At 68.8% G+C, this 16897-nt stretch carries 15 protein-coding genes and 1 riboswitch; of the genes, 5 read left to right on the top strand and 10 right to left on the bottom strand.

All coding sequences use genetic code 11. From position 1 onward, the window contains the following. Positions 1-112: 112 nt before the first annotated feature. From J8I33_RS09320 to J8I33_RS09310, 3 genes are read right to left on the bottom strand one after another with little or no spacing between them, the layout of a single operon-like run. Positions 113-961 (bottom strand): TauD/TfdA family dioxygenase, encoded by an 849-nt coding sequence (locus tag J8I33_RS09320; protein WP_209934849.1) that lies wholly within the window; start codon positions 959-961, stop codon positions 113-115. A gap of 10 nt (positions 962-971) precedes the next feature. Next, the gene (locus J8I33_RS09315) at positions 972-1952 is read right to left on the bottom strand and encodes a quinone oxidoreductase (RefSeq protein WP_209925638.1); all 981 of its coding nucleotides are present in this window, start codon (positions 1950-1952) and stop codon (positions 972-974) included. An 18-nt stretch (positions 1953-1970) separates the two neighbouring features. Further along, positions 1971-2903, bottom strand: coding sequence for a universal stress protein (locus J8I33_RS09310; RefSeq protein ID WP_209934843.1), 933 nt, complete (start codon positions 2901-2903; stop codon positions 1971-1973). 241 nt (positions 2904-3144) lie between these two features. Here J8I33_RS09310 and J8I33_RS09305 point away from each other — a divergent pair, with 241 nt between their 5' ends. The 3 genes from J8I33_RS09305 to J8I33_RS09295 all read left to right on the top strand — a co-directional run bounded on the left by J8I33_RS09305 (position 3145) and on the right by J8I33_RS09295 (position 8073). Further along, positions 3145-5838 (top strand): LuxR C-terminal-related transcriptional regulator, encoded by a 2694-nt coding sequence (locus tag J8I33_RS09305; protein ID WP_209925636.1) that lies wholly within the window; start codon positions 3145-3147, stop codon positions 5836-5838. Positions 5839-6075: 237 nt separating this feature from the next. After that, on the top strand, positions 6076-7200 hold the full coding sequence (locus J8I33_RS09300) for a porin (protein WP_209925635.1): 1125 nt from the start codon (positions 6076-6078) through the stop codon (positions 7198-7200). A 168-nt stretch (positions 7201-7368) separates the two neighbouring features. After that, positions 7369-8073: a glutathione binding-like protein gene (locus tag J8I33_RS09295; RefSeq protein WP_209934838.1), complete on the top strand. Its 705-nt coding sequence runs from the start codon at positions 7369-7371 to the stop codon at positions 8071-8073. 300 nt (positions 8074-8373) lie between these two features. On the opposite strand, the gene J8I33_RS09290 is transcribed toward J8I33_RS09295, so the two are convergent. After that, positions 8374-8952, bottom strand: coding sequence for a hypothetical protein (locus J8I33_RS09290; RefSeq protein WP_209934837.1), 579 nt, complete (start codon positions 8950-8952; stop codon positions 8374-8376). Between the two features lie 262 nt (positions 8953-9214). On the opposite strand from J8I33_RS09290, the gene J8I33_RS09285 reads away from it, so the two are divergent. After that, positions 9215-9973: a hypothetical protein gene (locus J8I33_RS09285; RefSeq protein ID WP_209934836.1), complete on the top strand. Its 759-nt coding sequence runs from the start codon at positions 9215-9217 to the stop codon at positions 9971-9973. 77 nt (positions 9974-10050) lie between these two features. Here J8I33_RS09285 and J8I33_RS09280 read toward each other — a convergent pair whose 3' ends face one another. Next, complete coding sequence (locus J8I33_RS09280; protein ID WP_209934833.1) at positions 10051-10548, bottom strand: hypothetical protein; 498 nt, start codon at positions 10546-10548, stop codon at positions 10051-10053. Positions 10549-10769: 221 nt separating this feature from the next. Then, entirely contained in the window at positions 10770-11291 is a 522-nt protein-coding gene (locus J8I33_RS09275; protein WP_209934830.1) for a MarR family transcriptional regulator, read from the bottom strand. A 130-nt stretch (positions 11292-11421) separates the two neighbouring features. On the opposite strand from J8I33_RS09275, the gene J8I33_RS09270 reads away from it, so the two are divergent. After that, on the top strand, positions 11422-12600 hold the full coding sequence (locus J8I33_RS09270; protein WP_209934824.1) for an MFS transporter: 1179 nt from the start codon (positions 11422-11424) through the stop codon (positions 12598-12600). Positions 12601-12637: 37 nt separating this feature from the next. Here the strand turns inward: J8I33_RS09270 and cobM are convergent, their stop codons facing one another. Genes cobM through cbiE form a run of 4 tightly spaced genes read right to left on the bottom strand, consistent with a single transcriptional unit; the run spans position 12638 to position 16496 of the window. Continuing rightward, the gene (gene cobM / locus J8I33_RS09265; RefSeq protein ID WP_050012649.1) at positions 12638-13366 is read right to left on the bottom strand and encodes a precorrin-4 C(11)-methyltransferase; all 729 of its coding nucleotides are present in this window, start codon (positions 13364-13366) and stop codon (positions 12638-12640) included. 42 nt (positions 13367-13408) lie between these two features. Then, positions 13409-14140: a cobalt-precorrin-6A reductase gene (locus J8I33_RS09260; RefSeq protein WP_209934818.1), complete on the bottom strand. Its 732-nt coding sequence runs from the start codon at positions 14138-14140 to the stop codon at positions 13409-13411. Next, complete coding sequence (locus J8I33_RS09255; protein WP_209934811.1) at positions 14137-15225, bottom strand: cobalt-precorrin-5B (C(1))-methyltransferase; 1089 nt, start codon at positions 15223-15225, stop codon at positions 14137-14139. The genes J8I33_RS09260 and J8I33_RS09255 overlap by 4 nt, the downstream gene beginning before the upstream one ends. Beyond that, positions 15225-16496, bottom strand: a complete 1272-nt coding sequence (cbiE, locus tag J8I33_RS09250; protein ID WP_209935217.1) for a precorrin-6y C5,15-methyltransferase (decarboxylating) subunit CbiE — start codon at positions 16494-16496, stop codon at positions 15225-15227. Before cbiE ends, J8I33_RS09255 begins: the two co-directional genes overlap by 1 nt. A 202-nt stretch (positions 16497-16698) precedes the next feature. After that, positions 16699-16890: riboswitch (cobalamin riboswitch) on the top strand. The last annotated feature ends 7 nt before the right edge of the window (positions 16891-16897 follow it).

Genomic DNA, 16897 nt, shown 5'->3' with positions numbered 1-16897 from the left:
ATCGTTGTGTGTCGGGCGTACGACGCGTACAGGCATGCGTACCCCGCCGCGCCGGGCGGCGAGCCCGGCGCGGCGTGTATCGGGTGGCGAATCGGTTAAGCCGCGCTCGCGCTCAGAACGGCACGTCGCCGACGATGCCCGCGCGCTCCATCCGGCGCACGCACGGCGGGTAGTCCATCACCGCGTAATGCTGCGTGCTGCGGTTGTCCCAGATCGCGACGCTGTTCTTCTTCCAGCGCCAGCGCACCTGGTATTCGGGGATATAGGCCTGGCTGATCAGGTACTGCAGCAACTGGCCGGCGCCGGGGTTCGCGTCCTGCCCGAAGCGCACCCGCGCCGGCGTGTGGAAGTTCGTGAAATGCGTCGCGAACGCGTTCACGTACAGCACCTTCTCGCCGGTTTCCGGATGCGTGCGCACGACCGGATGCTCGGCGTCCGGATACTGCGCCTTCAGCGCGAGCCGCCTGTCGATCGGCATCGCCGCGCCGAAGCTCGCCTCGATGCTGTGGCGCGCGCGCAAGTCCGCGATCTGCTGCTTCACGTGGTCCGGCAGGCGCTCGTACGCGAGCACCATGTTTGCCCACATCGTGTCGCCGCCAACCGGCGGACCGTCGATGCAGCGCAGCACGCAGCCGAACGGCGGCGCCACGCGCCAGCTCGCATCGCTGTGCCACGCATTCTCGTAGCGGTCGTTCGGCTGGTCGGGCGACTTGTAGATCCGCACGAGCCCCGGGTGCTCGGGATCGCTGCCGGCGACCGGATGATCCTCGAGTTCGCCGAAGCGCCGCGCGAACGCGACGTGCTCGGCGCGCGTGATGTCCTGGTCGCGCAGGAACAGCACGCGGTGCCGGAGCAGTTGCGCGCGGATCTCGGCGAACAGGCCGTCGTCGTGCACGGCGTCGGCTAGGTTCACGCCGAGCAGCTCCGCACCGATCGCACAGGTCAGGGGTTCGACTCGCATGCGCGCCTCCTCAGACGATGAACACCGATGAACCGGTGGTCTTGCGCGATTCGAGATCGCGGTGCGCCTGCGCGGCGTCCTGCAGCGCATAGCGCTGGTTGATCTCGATCCTGATGCGGCCGGCCGCGACGTGCGCGAACAGTTCGCCGGCCAGGTCGTTCTTCTCGGCCGGATCGGCGATGTAGTCGGCCAGCGCCGGGCGCGTCAGGTACAGCGAGCCCTTCATCGCAAGTCGCTGCGGATCGAACGGCGGGATCGGGCCCGACGCGGTGCCGACGCACACCATGAGCCCGCGCCGCTTCAGCGAATCGAGCGAGCCTTCGAAGGTGTCCTTGCCGACGCTGTCGAACACGACGTCGACACCCGCGCCATCCGTCAGTTCGCGCACGCGCTTCGCGACGTCCTCGCGGCTGTAGTCGATCGTATGGTCGCAGCCGTGCGCGCGGGCGATCGCGGCCTTGTGTTCGCTGGAGACGGTGCCGATCACCGTGAGCCCGAGCAGCCTCGCCCATTGCGACACGATCAGCCCGACGCCGCCGGCGGCCGCGTGCAGCAGGATCGTGTCGCCCGGCGCAAACGCGTGAATGCGGCGCAGCAGGTAGGCCGACGTGAGGCCGCGCATCGTCATCGCGGCGGCCGTTTCGCACGCGATGCCGGCGGGCAGCCGGACGAGCGGCGCGGCCGCGATCAGCCGTTCGGTGCTGTACGCGCCGAGCGTGTTCAGGAAGCCCGTGTACGTCACGCGGTCGCCGGCGGCGACGTTCGTCACGCCGGGGCCGACGGCCTCGACCACGCCGGCCGCCTCGACGCCGATGCCGGCCGGCAGCGGCACCGGATACAGGCCGCTGCGGAAATACGTGTCGGCGAAGTTCAGGCCGACCGCCTCGTGCCGCAGGCGCACCTGGCCGGGGCCCGGATCGCCGACGTCGACCGCCTCCCAGCGCAGTACGTCGGGGCCGCCGGTTTCGTGGAATCGCACTGCATGAGCCATCTTGTTCTCCGTAAGTCGTCAGTCCGATGCGCGGCGCGCATCGGCGGGTTCGTTCGTGCGTGGCGGCGTCGCGGGTGCGCCGTCCGCCAGCGGTTCGTCCAGTCCGGCCCAGTCGGCGTCGACGAGGTAGCGCCGCGCGGCCGGGAAAATCACGCCTTCCATCCGCCCCATCTGCTCGAACGTGCCGTGCGCATAGCGGGCCAGCGCGGTGTCGAACGCGGCCGACGGCAGCCCGTCTTCGGCGAGCCGGGCGAGCGCGCCGAGGGTTTGCGTGTCGCGCTGCCGCTGGCGGTCGAGTTCGTCCAGTTCGGCCGCGACGCACTCCGCCCGGATGCGCAATGCCGCGAAGAGCCGCGCTTCGTCGGCCGTGCCGAAGCGGGCGTTCTGCAGTGCGGCGAGCGAAGCCAGCGCATCCCGCGCATCAGCCGCTTGCCGCTGCGGCGCATGCGCGGCGTCGCCGGACGCCATCAGCGCCTCGAGCAACACGCCGACCGCGCGATGCGCATCGAGACAACGCGCGATCACGCGCGCCGCGGCGGGCGCCCGGTGCGACGGGCACACGAGCACCGGCACGCCGCTCGTCGCGAGCAACCGCTGCCGCCGTGCGCGGGCCGCCGCATCGGCGTCGGGCGGCAGCGCGGCGACGCCGATCAGGTCGCAGCCGAGCTCGTCGGCGAGCGCGCCCGGCGATGCGTCGCCGGCTCCCGGATGGCCGGCCCCCGGATGGCCGGCCCCAGCGATCGCATGGGACAGGCCCTGCGCCCGCGCGGCGGCTTCCACTTTCGCACCGTGTCCGGGCGGCCGCGCTCCGGATAAACGCGAGTCCGGCGCGGCGGCGGACAGCACGAACGTGACCCGCGCGCCGACCGCGCGCGCCAGTTCGAGCGCATCGCCGATCGCGTCGATGCCGCCGGGCGCGCCGTCGACCGTCACGAGCAGATGGCGGTACATCGTGCCGCTCCGCTTATCCGGCGCTCGGCGCGTGACGCTTCGCGCCGGTCGATACGATCTTCATGGGTGCCCTCCTCGTGGCGTTCGTCATGCATCGGAACCCATGCTATCGACGCCGCGCCCGGGCGGCCCCACTCGGCGCGGGGGGGATTGACGCGCGAACGCGGTTCGACCGATCCTTCCGCCAAGCCCACCCCGGACGCTGGCCCGCGTGGCCGCGCCGGACCCCACTGCTGCCCCGATGGCCTACCCACCCGATCGCGCCGACGCGCCCCCCACCGAACTCGTGCTGAAGACGACCGCGCCGCGCGTGCCGGCGCAGCTGCTCGCGCGTGCGCGGCTGAGCCTTGCCGCACCGGCGTTCGGCGGTCGCCCGGTCACGCTGGTGCAGGCGCCGGCCGGTTACGGCAAGACCTCGCTGCTCGCGCAATGGCGCCGCGAAACCGTCGCGCTCGGCCGCGCGGTCGTGTGGCTGTCGGCCGACGAGCGCGACGACGCGCCACGGCTGCTGCAGGGGCTCGTGCAGGCGGTGCGGACCGGCTGCGCGCGGCCAGGCTTCGGACGGTTGATCCCGGGCGGCGCGGCGCGTGCGCTGGACGGGCTGACCGCGTGGCTGGCCGAGGTCGCGCAACTGTCGATGGAGGCGTTGCTGATCGTCGACGACGCGGAGCGGCTGCCGGCCGCCGGTCTCGATGCGCTGACCTACGTGCTGCACAACGCGCCGCAGAACCTGCATGTCGTCGTCGCGGCGCGGCGCGGGCTCGATCACGCGGCCGGCGACCTGCTCGCGGGCGGCCAATGCACGCTGGCAGGCCCCGACTGGCTGCGTTTCACGCTCGATGAGACGATCGCGCTGGTCGGCGCGCGCTTCGCGCAGCGGGTGGACGCCGATGCGTGCGCGCGGCTGTTCGAGCGCGTCGACGGCTGGCCGCTCGGGCTGCAGCTCGCGATGGCCGCGATGGCGCGCTCGGCCGATCCGCGCCAGGCGGTCGATGCGCTCGCCGCCCGCGTGGACGGCACGCGCGACCGGCTCGTCGAGCTGCTGCTCGCGAACCTGTCGGCCGACGACACCGCGTTCCTGACGCGCACGAGCGTCGCCGATCGCCTGCATCCGTCGCTGTGCGCGGCGCTGCTCGACGACGCGCGCGCGCCCGATCGCCTCGCGCGGCTCGCCCGCGACACGCCGCTGTTCATCGCATCGGACGATTCGGACTGGTGCCGGCTGCACCCGCTCGTGCGCGACACGCTGCGCGATCGGCTGGCCGCGCGCGCCGACGTCGAGCGCAGCACGCTGCACGCTCGCGCGGCGAGCTGGCTCGACGCGCACGGGATGACCGAGGAAGCCGCGCGCCACGCGTATGCGGCCGGCCAGGTCGAGACCGCGTACGCGCTCGCGCAGCGCTGCCTCGAGGATGCGATCAAGCAGGGCCGCATCAACGACGTGCTCGACTGGCTCGCGCTGCTGCCCGATGCGGAGCTCGACAAGCGCCCGACGCTGCGGATCGCGGTCGCGTGGGCGCTGGCGCTCGGCGAGCGCCATGTCGAGGCGCGGCGCCAGATCGCGGGCATCCTGGCCGACGACGGCACGCCGGCCGCGATGCGCTACGAATGCGCGCTGATCCTCAGCGCGGCCGCGTATTACGCTGATGAAATCGATCGCTTCGTCGAACTGTTCGAGCCGTGGGCCGACTTCACGCCGCCGGCGGCGACGTGGCTCGCGCAAATGCATGCGAACCGGCTGTCGGCGCGCGCGATCATCGTCGGCGAACCGGCGCAGGCGCGTCGCTTCCAGCAGGCCGCCCCGCGCGGCGAGACGGCGGCCGGATTCGGCTACGTCGCGCGCTGGGGCGAACTGATCGCGGGCCTGAGCTACCTGCGCGAAGGCCAGATCCGGCTCGCGGACGACGTGCTGTCGCCGGCGCTGGCGCGCGCGGAAACCGATCTCGGGCGGCGCCATCCGCTGACCTGCATGCTCGCGGCGATGTGCGCGGCGATCGCCTACGAGGCCGATCGCGTCGACCAGGCCGCCGCGCTGCTCGCGAACCGGCTCGACGTGCTCGAACACGCGGGCACGCCCGACACCGTGCTGCTCGGCTATCGCACGGCCGCGCGCATCGCGCTGCTGCGCGGCGTCGAGCATCGCGCGATCGACTTGCTCGAGGCGCTCGACGCGATGGGCGTCGCGCGGCGGCTGCCGCGCCTGTCGGTCGCGAGCGTCGCCGAGCAGGTGCGCATTCACGCGGCGCGTTATCGCGAGGCGACGTGCCATGCACTGGTCGAGCGGATCGATGCGATCGCCGCGGCCGAATTTCCGGCGCACGGGCCGCTGTGGCGGCGCCCCGTCGTGCTGCTGCAGGCGACCGCGCATGCATACGCGGCGCTGGCCGCGCGCCGCTGGGACGACGCATGCGCGGCGCTCGACGAAGCCGCCGTGCTGGCCCGCGAAATGAGCATGGGCCGCGAGCGCATCGAGATCATGGCGCTCAGCGCGTTCGCGCTCGACCAGTCGGGGCGTGGCGGCCGTGCGCTGCTCGACGAGGCGATGAACCTCGCGGACATGTTCGGCCTCACGCGCACGCTCGCCGATGCGCATCCGGCCGTGGCCGACTGGGCGCGCCGCGTCGGCGACGAGGCGGCCGCCGGCGACGGCCCCGCGCGGCACGCGCTGCCGCAGCCGCGCATCGTGCCGCCGGCCCCGCGCGGCGCGACGAGCCCGCGCGCGGTGCCGAGCGTCGTGCTGACGCCGAAGGAGCGCGCGATCCTCGAATTGCTCGCGCGCAACCTGTCGAACAAGGAGATCGCGGTCGCGCTCGCCGTCGGCGAGGAAACCGTGAAGTGGCACCTGAAGAACCTGTTCGGCAAGCTCGACGCGAGCTCGCGCAAGCATGCGGTGCGCCGCGCGCTGGTGCTCGGGCTGCTTGAAAACGCGCCTTGACACCTGTCCGAGCCGGACGCCCATAGCGGCGTAGCTGTCCGCCCCCCTTCAATTCTCCGCAACCCTGCCCCCCGCGCATGGGGGGGAGCGGTTGCCTGCCGTTGCGTAGTCTTTCCGCACGGCTCGCCCCGGCGCGCATGTCGCGCCTTGCCGCCGGCCTCGCTGCTTCCTCGCTTTACCCGCTTTACCCGGCCGGGCTCGATCCCGTCCGGGCCAATGACGATCCTGGAGACTTCGATGAAGACGAAACTGGCCGCGCTCGCGGCGCTTGCCGGCTGTTCGGCGCTCGCGCATGCGCAATCCTCCGTCACGCTGTACGGCGTGATCGACACGGGGCTGCTGTACCAGAGCACGTCGGCCGCGTCGTTCAGCCCCCGCGCGCCGAACACCGGCAAGGTGTTCCGGATGAAGGACGGCGGCATCTATTCGAGCTTCTGGGGCATCCGCGGCAGCGAGGACATCGGCGGCGGCTACAAGATCAACTTCAAGCTGCAGGGCTCGTTCGACAGCGGTACCGGCAAGCTGCAGCTGAGCGACACACCCGGCGCCGTCGCGATCTTCAACCAGGTCGCGTCGCTCGGCGTGTCGGGCCCGTTCGGTTCGTTCACGGCCGGCCGCCAGATCGTGCCGATGATCTATGCGATGGCCGACACCGACGTGCGCAATGCGCAGTTCTTCGGCAGCGTGCTGACCGCGTGGCTCGGCCTGAACACCGCGGCCGGCTGGCCGGGGACGAGCACCAACGGCTCGATCGGCGCGCTGTACGACAGCAATGCGCTCGTCTACCAGTCGCCGACGTTCGCGGGCGCGTCGATCGCGCTCGAATACGCGCCGGGCGGCGTCGCGGGGCAATTCCAGGGCGGCACGCGCGAATCGGTCGTGCTCAAGTATGCGAACTACGGGCTGACCCTGTCGGCCGTCTACTACAACGGTCACGACACGAACCCGGCGCCGGGCGTCGCGCCGACCGGCGTCGACAACAATCGCTTCGTCTACGTCGGCGCGAAATACACGATCCGCGATTTCTCGGTGTCGGCGTCGTACGGCAACGGCCGGAATCCGTCGCATGCGGACAAGGTCAACCTCGACATGCTGTCGGCTGGCGTCGGCTATCGCTTCACGCCTTTCCTGCAGGTGAGCTCGGCCGTGTATTACCTGAAGGATCGCAACGTCTCGGCGAACAAGTCGACGGCGGTCGTGCTCGCGGCCGACTACAGCCTGTCGAAGCGGACGACGGTCTACGCGCAGGTCGGCCACGTGAACAATCGCGGCACGATGGCCCAGATGCTCGTGTACGGGCAGCCGGTCGCGCCCGGCGTCGGCACGACGGCCGCGATGGTCGGGCTGCGGCACAACTTCTGATGGCTTCGGCGGTGCGGGCGCGTGCGCAGCCGGCGCCTGCAGCGATTCCGGGGATCGGCTACAGTGGGCGTTTTCGGCGCGCTCCGGCCCGCCGCCGCGCCGTGGATCGTGTTCGGGCGCGGCAGCGCGAACGCAGCGCGGATCATTCACTTCGACGAGCGAACCTTCATGCCCGATCTGTCCGCCTTCCCGATCACGCAAAAGTGGCCGGCCCAGCATCCCGACCGCCTTCAGCTCTACTCGCTGCCGACGCCGAACGGCGTCAAGGTGTCGATCATGCTCGAGGAAACCGGCCTGCCGTACGAGCCGCACCTCGTGCGCTTCGACACGAACGACCAGTTGTCGCCCGAATTCCTGTCGCTGAACCCGAACAACAAGATCCCGGCGATCATCGATCCGAACGGCCCGGACGGCCAGCCGCTGCCGCTGTTCGAATCGGGCGCGATCCTGATCTATCTCGCGGACAAGACGGGCCAGTTGATCCCGAAGGATCTCGCGGGCCGCTACGAGACGATCCAGTGGGTGATGTTCCAGATGGGCGGCATCGGGCCGATGTTCGGCCAGGTCGGCTTCTTCCACAAGTTCGCCGGGCGCGATTACGAGGACAAGCGACCGCGTCAGCGCTACGTCGACGAGTCGAAGCGCCTGCTCGGCGTGCTCGACGCCTATCTCGCGAACCGCCAGTGGGTGATGGGCGATACGTACACGATCGCCGATATCGCGATCTTCCCGTGGGTGCGGAACCTGGTCGGTTTCTATGAGGCGGGTGAACTGGTGGGGTTCAGCGAATTCCGGCACGTCAAGCGGGTGCTTGACGCGTTTGTTGCTCGTCCGGCTGTCGCGCGGGGGCTCAATATTCCGGCGCGCGGCTGATCGGTTACGCGGGCGCACCACGTGCGGCCCGCGCCCTGCGACCTGCGACGCCCGCCGCATTGTGCGGCGGGTTTTTTGGTTCATCGCGAATTTTCGGGGAACGCTGGGAAGACTGTCGGTCTTCGGCCAGAAGCGTCATTTGCTCCTACCGTTGCTTGGACATTCAGACGTCGGCCCCGCTCAGTAAGTGGCCATGCCTTTCGCGACGTGCATCATCGTCAACGCTCACCGAAGCGCTGCTCAGGGTCGGTTGCGCTGCTGGCTTGGATTGCCATCGGTTATCGTGACGGAGTCTGGCGTTCAACTTTCTGAGCGACGCCCATCAATCGATGTATCGATATGCTTGCGCTCCCGCTCGTTTAAGAACCAGCCGACGATCAGACCAAGCGCGATCATCCAGAGCCGGGAGACATGGGCATTCTCTAGCGCCACTGCTAGAAGGGCCGCGAAGCCCATTCCATAGAAGAACCAGTCTCCCGGTTTGCATCGACGTGCAGCGCTCTTTGCGGAGTCGCCTAGAACCGATGCCCCTGCTGCGGCCAATGTTCGAAGGTTGTCGTCGGCACCGAGCCGTCCCGCTGTTACTTCTCGGCGCGTTATCCGGTCCAGCAGTACCGGATTGACCAAGCCATCCTCTGTCGCCTCCTTGTTAAGGAACATCCGGTATTCCGCGTTTGCGGCTTGAAGCAGCTTTGCGTAGGACGCTTCATCAAAGCACTCTCTTCCCACGGCCACGAGTGTTCGATGCGCTTCTAGCAACGCCACATGCTCATCTTCGGTCGTCGCGTGCTCGTGCAGCGCTGCAATTTCATTGCGAAAGGCGTGCCAGTCGCCCCCTTGTGCCATTCTGTCCAGCAGGGATTGAATTTCTTGTTTCAAGGCGGTCTCCTCGACGCGGAACGTGAATGAATTCTAGCGGCATGCGTCCCTCCCGCATGAGCGTATCGCGCAGAGTGCCGAATTTGCCACTCAAAAGCCGAAACGCAACCGTACGGGACGGTACTACCGGCGCCTTTATCGGCCACTCGCGCTCGCGGCGTGCAGGAGGAGCTCGGTTGCGGTTGGTGCGTTCCCGAGTAATATTGGCAGTATTGTGACGGTGTCGCCTCGCCCAATCCAAGGACACTCAAGAATACAAACCATGTTCAAAAAACTGCGAGATGCGTTCGTGCCGCAATCGGTCAAGAACGTTACAGCCCATCCCCACGAATTCGTTGAGGCGTCACTTGCCATTCAGGCGTTCTGGACGAACAACCTCGCGATCACGAAAGATTTCACGCCCGAGTTCAAGGAGCAGCAAGCCAAGGTTTGGGCCGCGAAAGTGTTGGATATATTGGGATCTACTGACCCACTGCAGAAGACGCGCGACGAAGTAGTCGGTCTCGTCGCAGCCTGCGCACCGTTTCAGGTGCTTGTCATCGACTCACCACCCGCCGCAGATCAAACGGGGTTACGGGGCTGGCTGGGAATCAGTGGTGAACTACGGCAAAATCTCGAACTGCTCTCCCACACCAACGGACCGCTGGCCGCGTATTTGCAAAGTTTTGGTGGAGCGCTCAACCTAGATGCGAAGTGGAACGCGGTACTCTTCAGATATCGCATCTTGTGGGCGGGCATGAACATCTTTAATTCATTGAGAAAGCCAATGGGCGATATCCACCCAGAAATTGGCAGCGACTGGTTCTGGCCATTTCTCGCTATTCAGTGCGCAGTTACAGAGTGCTTTTTTCGTGGTGATGCAGGTCTTCCCCTTACACTAAATCCTGATCCGGTGGTTGCAGCCAATATTTCATCGACTTTACTGTCACTGACTGACCTAATCAAGGGCGGGACGAAGCACCCAGATCTCGAATGGGAACACATGCATGGCATCAAATTACCTCGCTACACGCCGATATGACCCTTAGTTTCCGCCCGTAACCCGCCGATCAACTTGATGATGCAAGCGACTTTGCGCGGGCAGAGGTGCGTTTCCCGTTAGGAATCCGTGCCCGGAACGGACTCCAACCCCGCAGAATTTCGACGATTGCGAACATAGTCTGCTCGCATATGATGGCACTCCTCGGCGAGTTTTCGCGCCAAAGTCGATAGGGCTGCCAAATTTGGTTCATTTTGGGCCAACGAGAACGGCATGCTTGCTATGACACCACTCGACGTATCAAGACGTGTGGGGTTGTACTTGTATTCTGAATGTGCAATCGCTTTGTTACGCAATCTCTTACACTTTTCGTGAAGTTCAGTCTCAGGCGCTGTCAAGTTTGCGAAGTCACCAAGCTCCAGCTTCGAGGTCGCCTCAGCCGGCCCCCTTTCGTTTGGCGAAAATGGCCTGTAATAGCACACGATTGCGGCAAAGACGATCGCTTCGTATGCAAGGCTAGATTGAGAGTGGCCTTTCGCTTCTTCCGCAAATTCTATGCATTTTTCGAAATCGCGAACCGCAATGGAAAGTCGATTGAATTTAGCTTCTGTGATCATTGCTAGGCCCTCATATTAGACGTAATCGGAGCGAATTTGCGGCCCGCTTCAACGGCGACATCGCCATATGCTAATCGATCGGAGGCAGCGACCGTTTGAGACTCGAAACCCGCCGTCGTCACGAGGAAGTGCCGAAGGACTCAAACGGGTCGGCAAGCGACGCCCACGAAAATTCACGAAGAACTTTTTTGCCCGCCGCGTCCGTTTCCATCACGCATTCTTCAACGCGACGTCCCTTCCTCCCCTTCCGGCGCCCCACCTTCCAGCCCCGCCAGCAACTTCCCCAGCAGTTCCGACAACTGCGCCTGCTCCGCCGCCGACAACACCGCCAGCACCTCGCGCTGGTTATCGATGTGCGCACCAACCGCCTCATCGATCAGCACCCGCCCCGCATCCGTCAGCGCGACGAGCGTGCCGCGCCCGTCGGCCGGGTTCGGCCGACGCTCGACCCACCCCGCCTTCTGCAGCCGGTCGATGCGCGCGGTCATCCCGCCCGACGACATCATCAGCGCGTCATACAGCGCGGTCGGCGTCAGCGCGAACGGCGCACCACTGCGCCGCAGCGTCGCGAGCACGTCGAATTCGCCCGGCTGCATGCCGTAGCGCGCGAACAGCGGATTGAGACGGTCCCGCGCGATCACGAGCGCGGCTTCCTGCAGCCGCCCCATCACCACCATCGACGTTGCGTCGAGATCCGGACGCTCGGCGCGCCATTGCGCGAGCGCATGCTCGGCTCGATCCATTAACCCTCCTCGGCTCACCAGTTATCTTGACGTCAAGATAAATTGCCATATATCTTGATGTCGAGATACTTTACCGGAAAAACGCGCGGCGCCTCGCTGACAGCCGCGCACCGATATCGAGGGCCTTGCAATGAATCGCTTCACTTCTCCCGGATGGCGGCTCGCCGCGATCGTGCTCGTCGGGCTGAACCTGCGGCCGGCGCTCGCCGCGGTCGGCCCGTTGCTCGACATGATCCAGCGCGCGACGGGTATTGGCGACGGCGCGGCCAGCCTGCTGACGACGATCCCGATCCTGCTGATGGGGCTCGGCGCGCTGAGCGCGCGGCGGCTGCAGCGCATCACCGGGATCGCGGGCGGCGTGTGGCTCGGCGTCGCGTTGATCGGGCTGGCCTGCGCATCGCGCGTCGGGGCGCAGCACGCATGGCTGCTGCTCGCGAGCGCGTGCTGCGCGGGCGTCGGGATCGCGATGGTGCAGGCGTTGTTGCCCGGCTTCGTGAAGGCGCATTTCGCGACGCGCATCGGCGGCGCGATGGGCGTCTATTCGACGTCGATCATGGGCGGCGCGGTGCTCGCGAGCGTCGTCGCGCCGTTCGCCGCGGCGCGCTGGGGCTGGCTCGCCGCGCTCGCGGGCTGGGTGCTGCCGGCGGCGCTCGCCGCACTGGCGTGGCCGCTGGCCAGCCGCGGTGGCGACGCGCTGGCCGGCGGGCCGGCGTCGGTATCGAATGCACGGCCGTCGCGTTCGCCGCGCGCATGGCGGCTCGCGCTGTTCTTCGGCATCGCGACGGGCGCTTACACGCTCGTGCTCGCGTGGCTGCCGCCGTACTACATGCGGCTTGGCTGGTCGCCGACCGCGGCCGGCAGCCTGCTCGGTGGCGTGACGCTCGCGGAAGTCGTCGCGGGCCTGACCATTTCCGCGACGATCGACCGCCTGCCCGATCGCCGGCCCGCGCTGCATGCGGCGATCGCGTCGCTGTTCGTCGGCTTGCTGGTGATGCTGGCCGCGCCCGACGCGCTCGCGTTGCCGGCCGCGCTGCTGCTCGGCGCGGGGATCGGCGCGCTGTTTCCGCTGTCGTTGATCGTCACGGTTGACCATGCGGCGACGCCGGCCGATGCCGCGTCGCTGACGGGGTTCGTGCAGGGCGTCGGCTACCTGGTCGCAGGCTTGTTTCCGTTCGCGGCCGGCCTGGTGCGCCAGCATCTTGCGGATCTGACGCCCGCGTGGATCGCGATGGCGTGCCTCTGTATCGCGCTGTTCGCGCTGGCGGCAGGGTTTGCGCCGAAGCAGGTGCGACGCATGGCGCGGGCCTGAGCGACGCCGCGGGCCAGCGGCGCGGGCGCAGGTGCGTTCAGCCCCCGCTCGCGTACAGCGTCGAATCCGCGAATCCTTCGGCGTCGAGCACGCGCCCGATCAGGATCAGCGCGGTGCGCTCGATCTGCGTGCCCTGCACCTTGCCGACGATGTCGGCCAGCGTGCCCGTCACGCGTTCCTCGTCGGGCCAGCTCGCGCGATAGATCACCGCCACCGGGCAATCGGCGCCGTAATGCGGCAGCACTTCGTCGACGATACGCGCGAGATGGCGCACGCCGAGATGGATCGCAAGCGTCGCGCGATGCGCGGCGAGCGCGCCGAGCGCTTCGCCTTCCGGCATCGTCGTCTTGCCCGCGAAGCGCGTGAGGATCACCGTCTGCGCGACGCCGGGCAGCGTCAGCTCGACACCGAGCGTCGCCGCGCACGCAGCCGTGGCCGTCACGCCCGGCACGATTTCGTACGGAATCCCGAGCGCTTTCAGGCGGCGGATCTGCTCACCGATCGCGCCGTACAGCGACGGGTCGCCCGAATGCACGCGCGCGACGTCCTGCCCTTTCGCGTGCGCGGCGGCGAGCAGCGCGACGATCGCATCGAGGTCGAGCTCGGCCGTGTTGACGACCTGCTCCGCGCAATGACCGTCGAGCACGGCGGCCGGCACGAGCGAACCCGCATACAGGATCACCGGGCACATGCGCACGAGGCGCTGGCCCTTCACCGTGATCAGCTCCGGGTCGCCGGGGCCCGCGCCGATGAAGTACACCGTCATCGAAAATTCTCCGTCAATTCGTGGGGTGACCGCTGCGTCGCGTCAGGCGCGCGCGGCCGGATCGAGTGCGTCGATGAGCGCCGTGACCGAGTCGAACCCGCGGTCGGCATCGGGCAGCGGCGGCCGGCGCAGCATCACGACCGGCAGCCTGCGTTCGCGCGCGACGTCGAGCTTGGCCTCGGTGGCCGCGCCGCCACTGTTCTTGCTGACGACGACGTCGATGCCAGCCAGCGCGAACAGCGCGCGCTCGCCGTCGGGCGTGAACGGCCCGCGCGCGGCGATGACCTGCGCGCGGGCGTTGCCGGCGTGCGCATCGAGGCAGCGCACGAGCCAGAACTGGTGCGGCGGGATCGCGTCGAGATGCGCGAGCGGCTCGCGGCCGAGCGTGAACAGCGGACGCCTGAACGGCGCGAGCGCGGCCTCGATGCCGGCCCACTCGTCGACCATCCGCCAGTCGTCGCCCGGTTGCGGCGTCCACGGCGCGCGGCGCAGCGCCCATAGCGGCACGCCCGCGTCGCGCGTCGCCGCCGCGGCGTTCGCGCTGATTTGCGCGGCATACGGATGCGTGGCGTCGATCACGAGGCCGATGCCAGCGTCGCGAAGATACGCGGTCAGCCCGGCTGCGCCGCCGAAACCGCCGACGCGCACGTCGCAGCGCAAATCGTCGGGCGTCTTGCCGAGACCGGCGAGACTATAGACATGATGCGGGCCGAGCGCGCGCGCGATTTTCAGTGCATCGCCGGTGCCGCCGAGCAGCAGGATGCGCGGGCTCATCGCGCCTCCCCGACGAAGCGGCCCTGTCGGTCGATCGCGAACATTTCGACCGCGACCGACGGCGGCACGATGTCGCGTGCGACCCGCAGCGCATGCGCGCAGACGAGGTCGCCGAGCGGCACGCCGTCGGCCTGCGCGAGCTTCAACGCTTCCTGGCTCGTGTTCGCGGCGCGCATCGCGGCCTGCAGCGCATCGCTCGCGCCGGCTTGCGCCGCCCACTGCGCGAGCAGCGGCAGATCGATGCTCGAATGGCGGCTGTGCAGGTCGAGATGGCCGGCCGCGAGCTTGCTGAGCTTGCCGAAGCCGCCGCACATCGACAGGCGCGCGACCGGCGCGCGCCGCAGGTGCTTGAGCACCGCGCCCGCGAAATCGCCCATCTCGATCAGCGCCATGTCGGGCAGATGGTAGTGCGCGCGCATCGCATCCTCGCTCGCGTTGCCCGTGCAGGCGGCGATGTGCGCGATGCCGTTCGCCCGCGCGACGTCGATGCCCTGATGAATCGATGCGATATAGGCCGAACACGAAAACGGCCGCACGATGCCGGTCGTGCCGAGGATCGACAGCCCGCCGACGATGCCCAGGCGCGGGTTCATCGTCTTCAGCGCGAGCGCCTCGCCGCCTTCGACGCCGATCGTCACGTCGAAACCGCCCGTGTAGCCGTGTTCAGCGCCGAGCGCTTCGAGGTGCGTGGTCATCATCTGGCGCGGCACCGGGTTGATCGCCGGTTCGCCGACCGGCAGCGTGAGCCCCGCGCGCGTGACCGTGCCGACGCCCGGCCCCGCATGAAAGCGCACGCCGGGCGCTGCCGTGAGCGCGACGCGCGCGAAGATCAGCGCGCCGTGCGTGACGTCCGGATCGTCGCCGGCATCCTTGATCGTGCCGGCTTCGGCGCCGTCGGCCGTGACGCGGCAGAATTCGAGCCGCATCATCACGCGCTGTCCCTTCGGCAGCACGATCTCGACCGCGTCGTCCGCGTGACCCGCGAGCAGCAGCCGCGCGGCCGCGAGCGACGTCGCGGTCGCGCAGCTGCCGGTCGTGTAGCCGAAGCGCAGCGGCGCGGGCTGTTCGGGGGTTTCGTCGCGCATCACGCGTCCGCTGGGTTCGACGGGTTCGCCCTATTCGACGAACCTGCCGCGTCGGCCGCGTCTGTCGCGTCGGGCTTGCGCCCGTCGTACAGCGTGACCGGCAGCGGCTGCCGCCACGTGTCGAAGCGGCCGAGCGGTTCGGCGTGCGCGAACGACACGCGCGTGAGCGTGCCGCCATGCGCATCGCGCCACGCGGCGAGCGCCATCTCGCCTTGCAGCGTGACCGCGTTCGCGACCAGCCGTCCGCCGGGTTTCAGCGACGCCCAGCACGCGTCGAGCACGCCGGGCGCCGTCGCGCCGCCGCCGATGAAGATCGCGTCGGGCGCGGCGAGCCCCGCGAGCGCATCGGGCGCACGGCCCGCGACGAGTTGCAGGCCCGGCACGCCGAGCGTATCGCGGTTGTGTTCGATGAAGCGCTGCCGCTCCGCATGCGCTTCGATCGCGATCGCCTGGCAGGATGGATGCGCGCGCATCCATTCGATGCCGATCGAGCCGCTGCCGGCACCGACGTCCCACAGCAGTTCGCCGGCCGCGGGCGCGAGGCGCCCGAGCGTCATCGCGCGCAGGTCGCGCTTGGTGAGCTGGCCGTCGTGGCGGTACGCGTCGTCGGGCAGGCCGGGCGTGAGCGCGCGGCGCGGCGCGTCGGGGCCCGCCCGGCAGTCGAGCGCGACGAGATTGAGTGCGGCGGTTTCGTCGATGTTCCAGTCGTGCGCGAGGCCGTCGATCCGCCGTTCGAGCGGGCCGCCCAGATGTTCGAACACGCTGATGCGCGTCGGCCCGAAGCCGCGGGCGACGAGTTCGGCCGCGACCGCGGCCGGCGTACGGCCGTCGGCGCTCAGCACGAACAGCCGCCGGCCCGGCAGCAGGTGGCGGCCCAGCGTCGCGAGCGGACGCCCGACGAGCGAGACCGCGCCGACGTCCTGCAGCGCCCAGCCGAGCCGCGCGGCCGCGAGCGACAGCGACGACGGCGCGGGCAGCACGCGCCATTCGTCGGGGGAAAGCGCGCGGGCGAGCGTCGCGCCGACGCCGAACAGCATCGGGTCGCCGCTCGCGAGCACGCACACGGGCGCGCCGCGGCGCGCGAGCAGCGCCGACAGGTCGAACGGCGACGGCCATGCTTCGCGCGCGGCGCGCAGCCGCGCGGGCAGCATGTCGAGATGCCGTTTCGCGCCGACCACGTGCGTCGCATCGAGCAGCGCGCGCCGCGCGTGGCGTCCGAGCCCCGCGTAACCGTCGTCGCCGATGCCCACTACCGTCAGCCACGCCGTCATGCACCCTTCCCCATCGTTCGATTCCATCGTGTCGCCGCGCGGCCGTGAAAGCGCCGGTGCCGCCGTCCGCGTTGCAAAAAACGGCATGGTACCGTGTTCCACCCGGCGTTTCATCTGCCGGCTCGCCCGCTCCCGACCGTTGCCCGCTTCGCCGGCCTCGAACGGCCGGCCGGTCGCGAATCGCGGCCGAAATCGGGTATCCTACGGCCGTTCGTTCGCCGGTGCCCTTCGGGGCCGAAGAGGGAACACAGGGCGCACCGCGCGCCGCTGTGGCTGCCCCCGCAACTGTAGACAGCGAGCCGATCTCCCCCTCATGCCACTGGTTTCACCGGGAAGGCCGGGAGGCGGCGCCGACCTGTCAGCCAGGAGACCTGCCGGCCAGAAAGTGCGTGCGTGCCAGT

The sequence above is a fragment of the Burkholderia sp. AcTa6-5 genome, assembly GCF_017815075.1.
Taxonomy (GTDB): Bacteria; Pseudomonadota; Gammaproteobacteria; order Burkholderiales; family Burkholderiaceae; genus Burkholderia; species Burkholderia sola.
The sequence above is the reverse complement of the archived record's forward strand: the minus strand, read 5'-3'. Positions and strand labels throughout refer to the sequence as shown.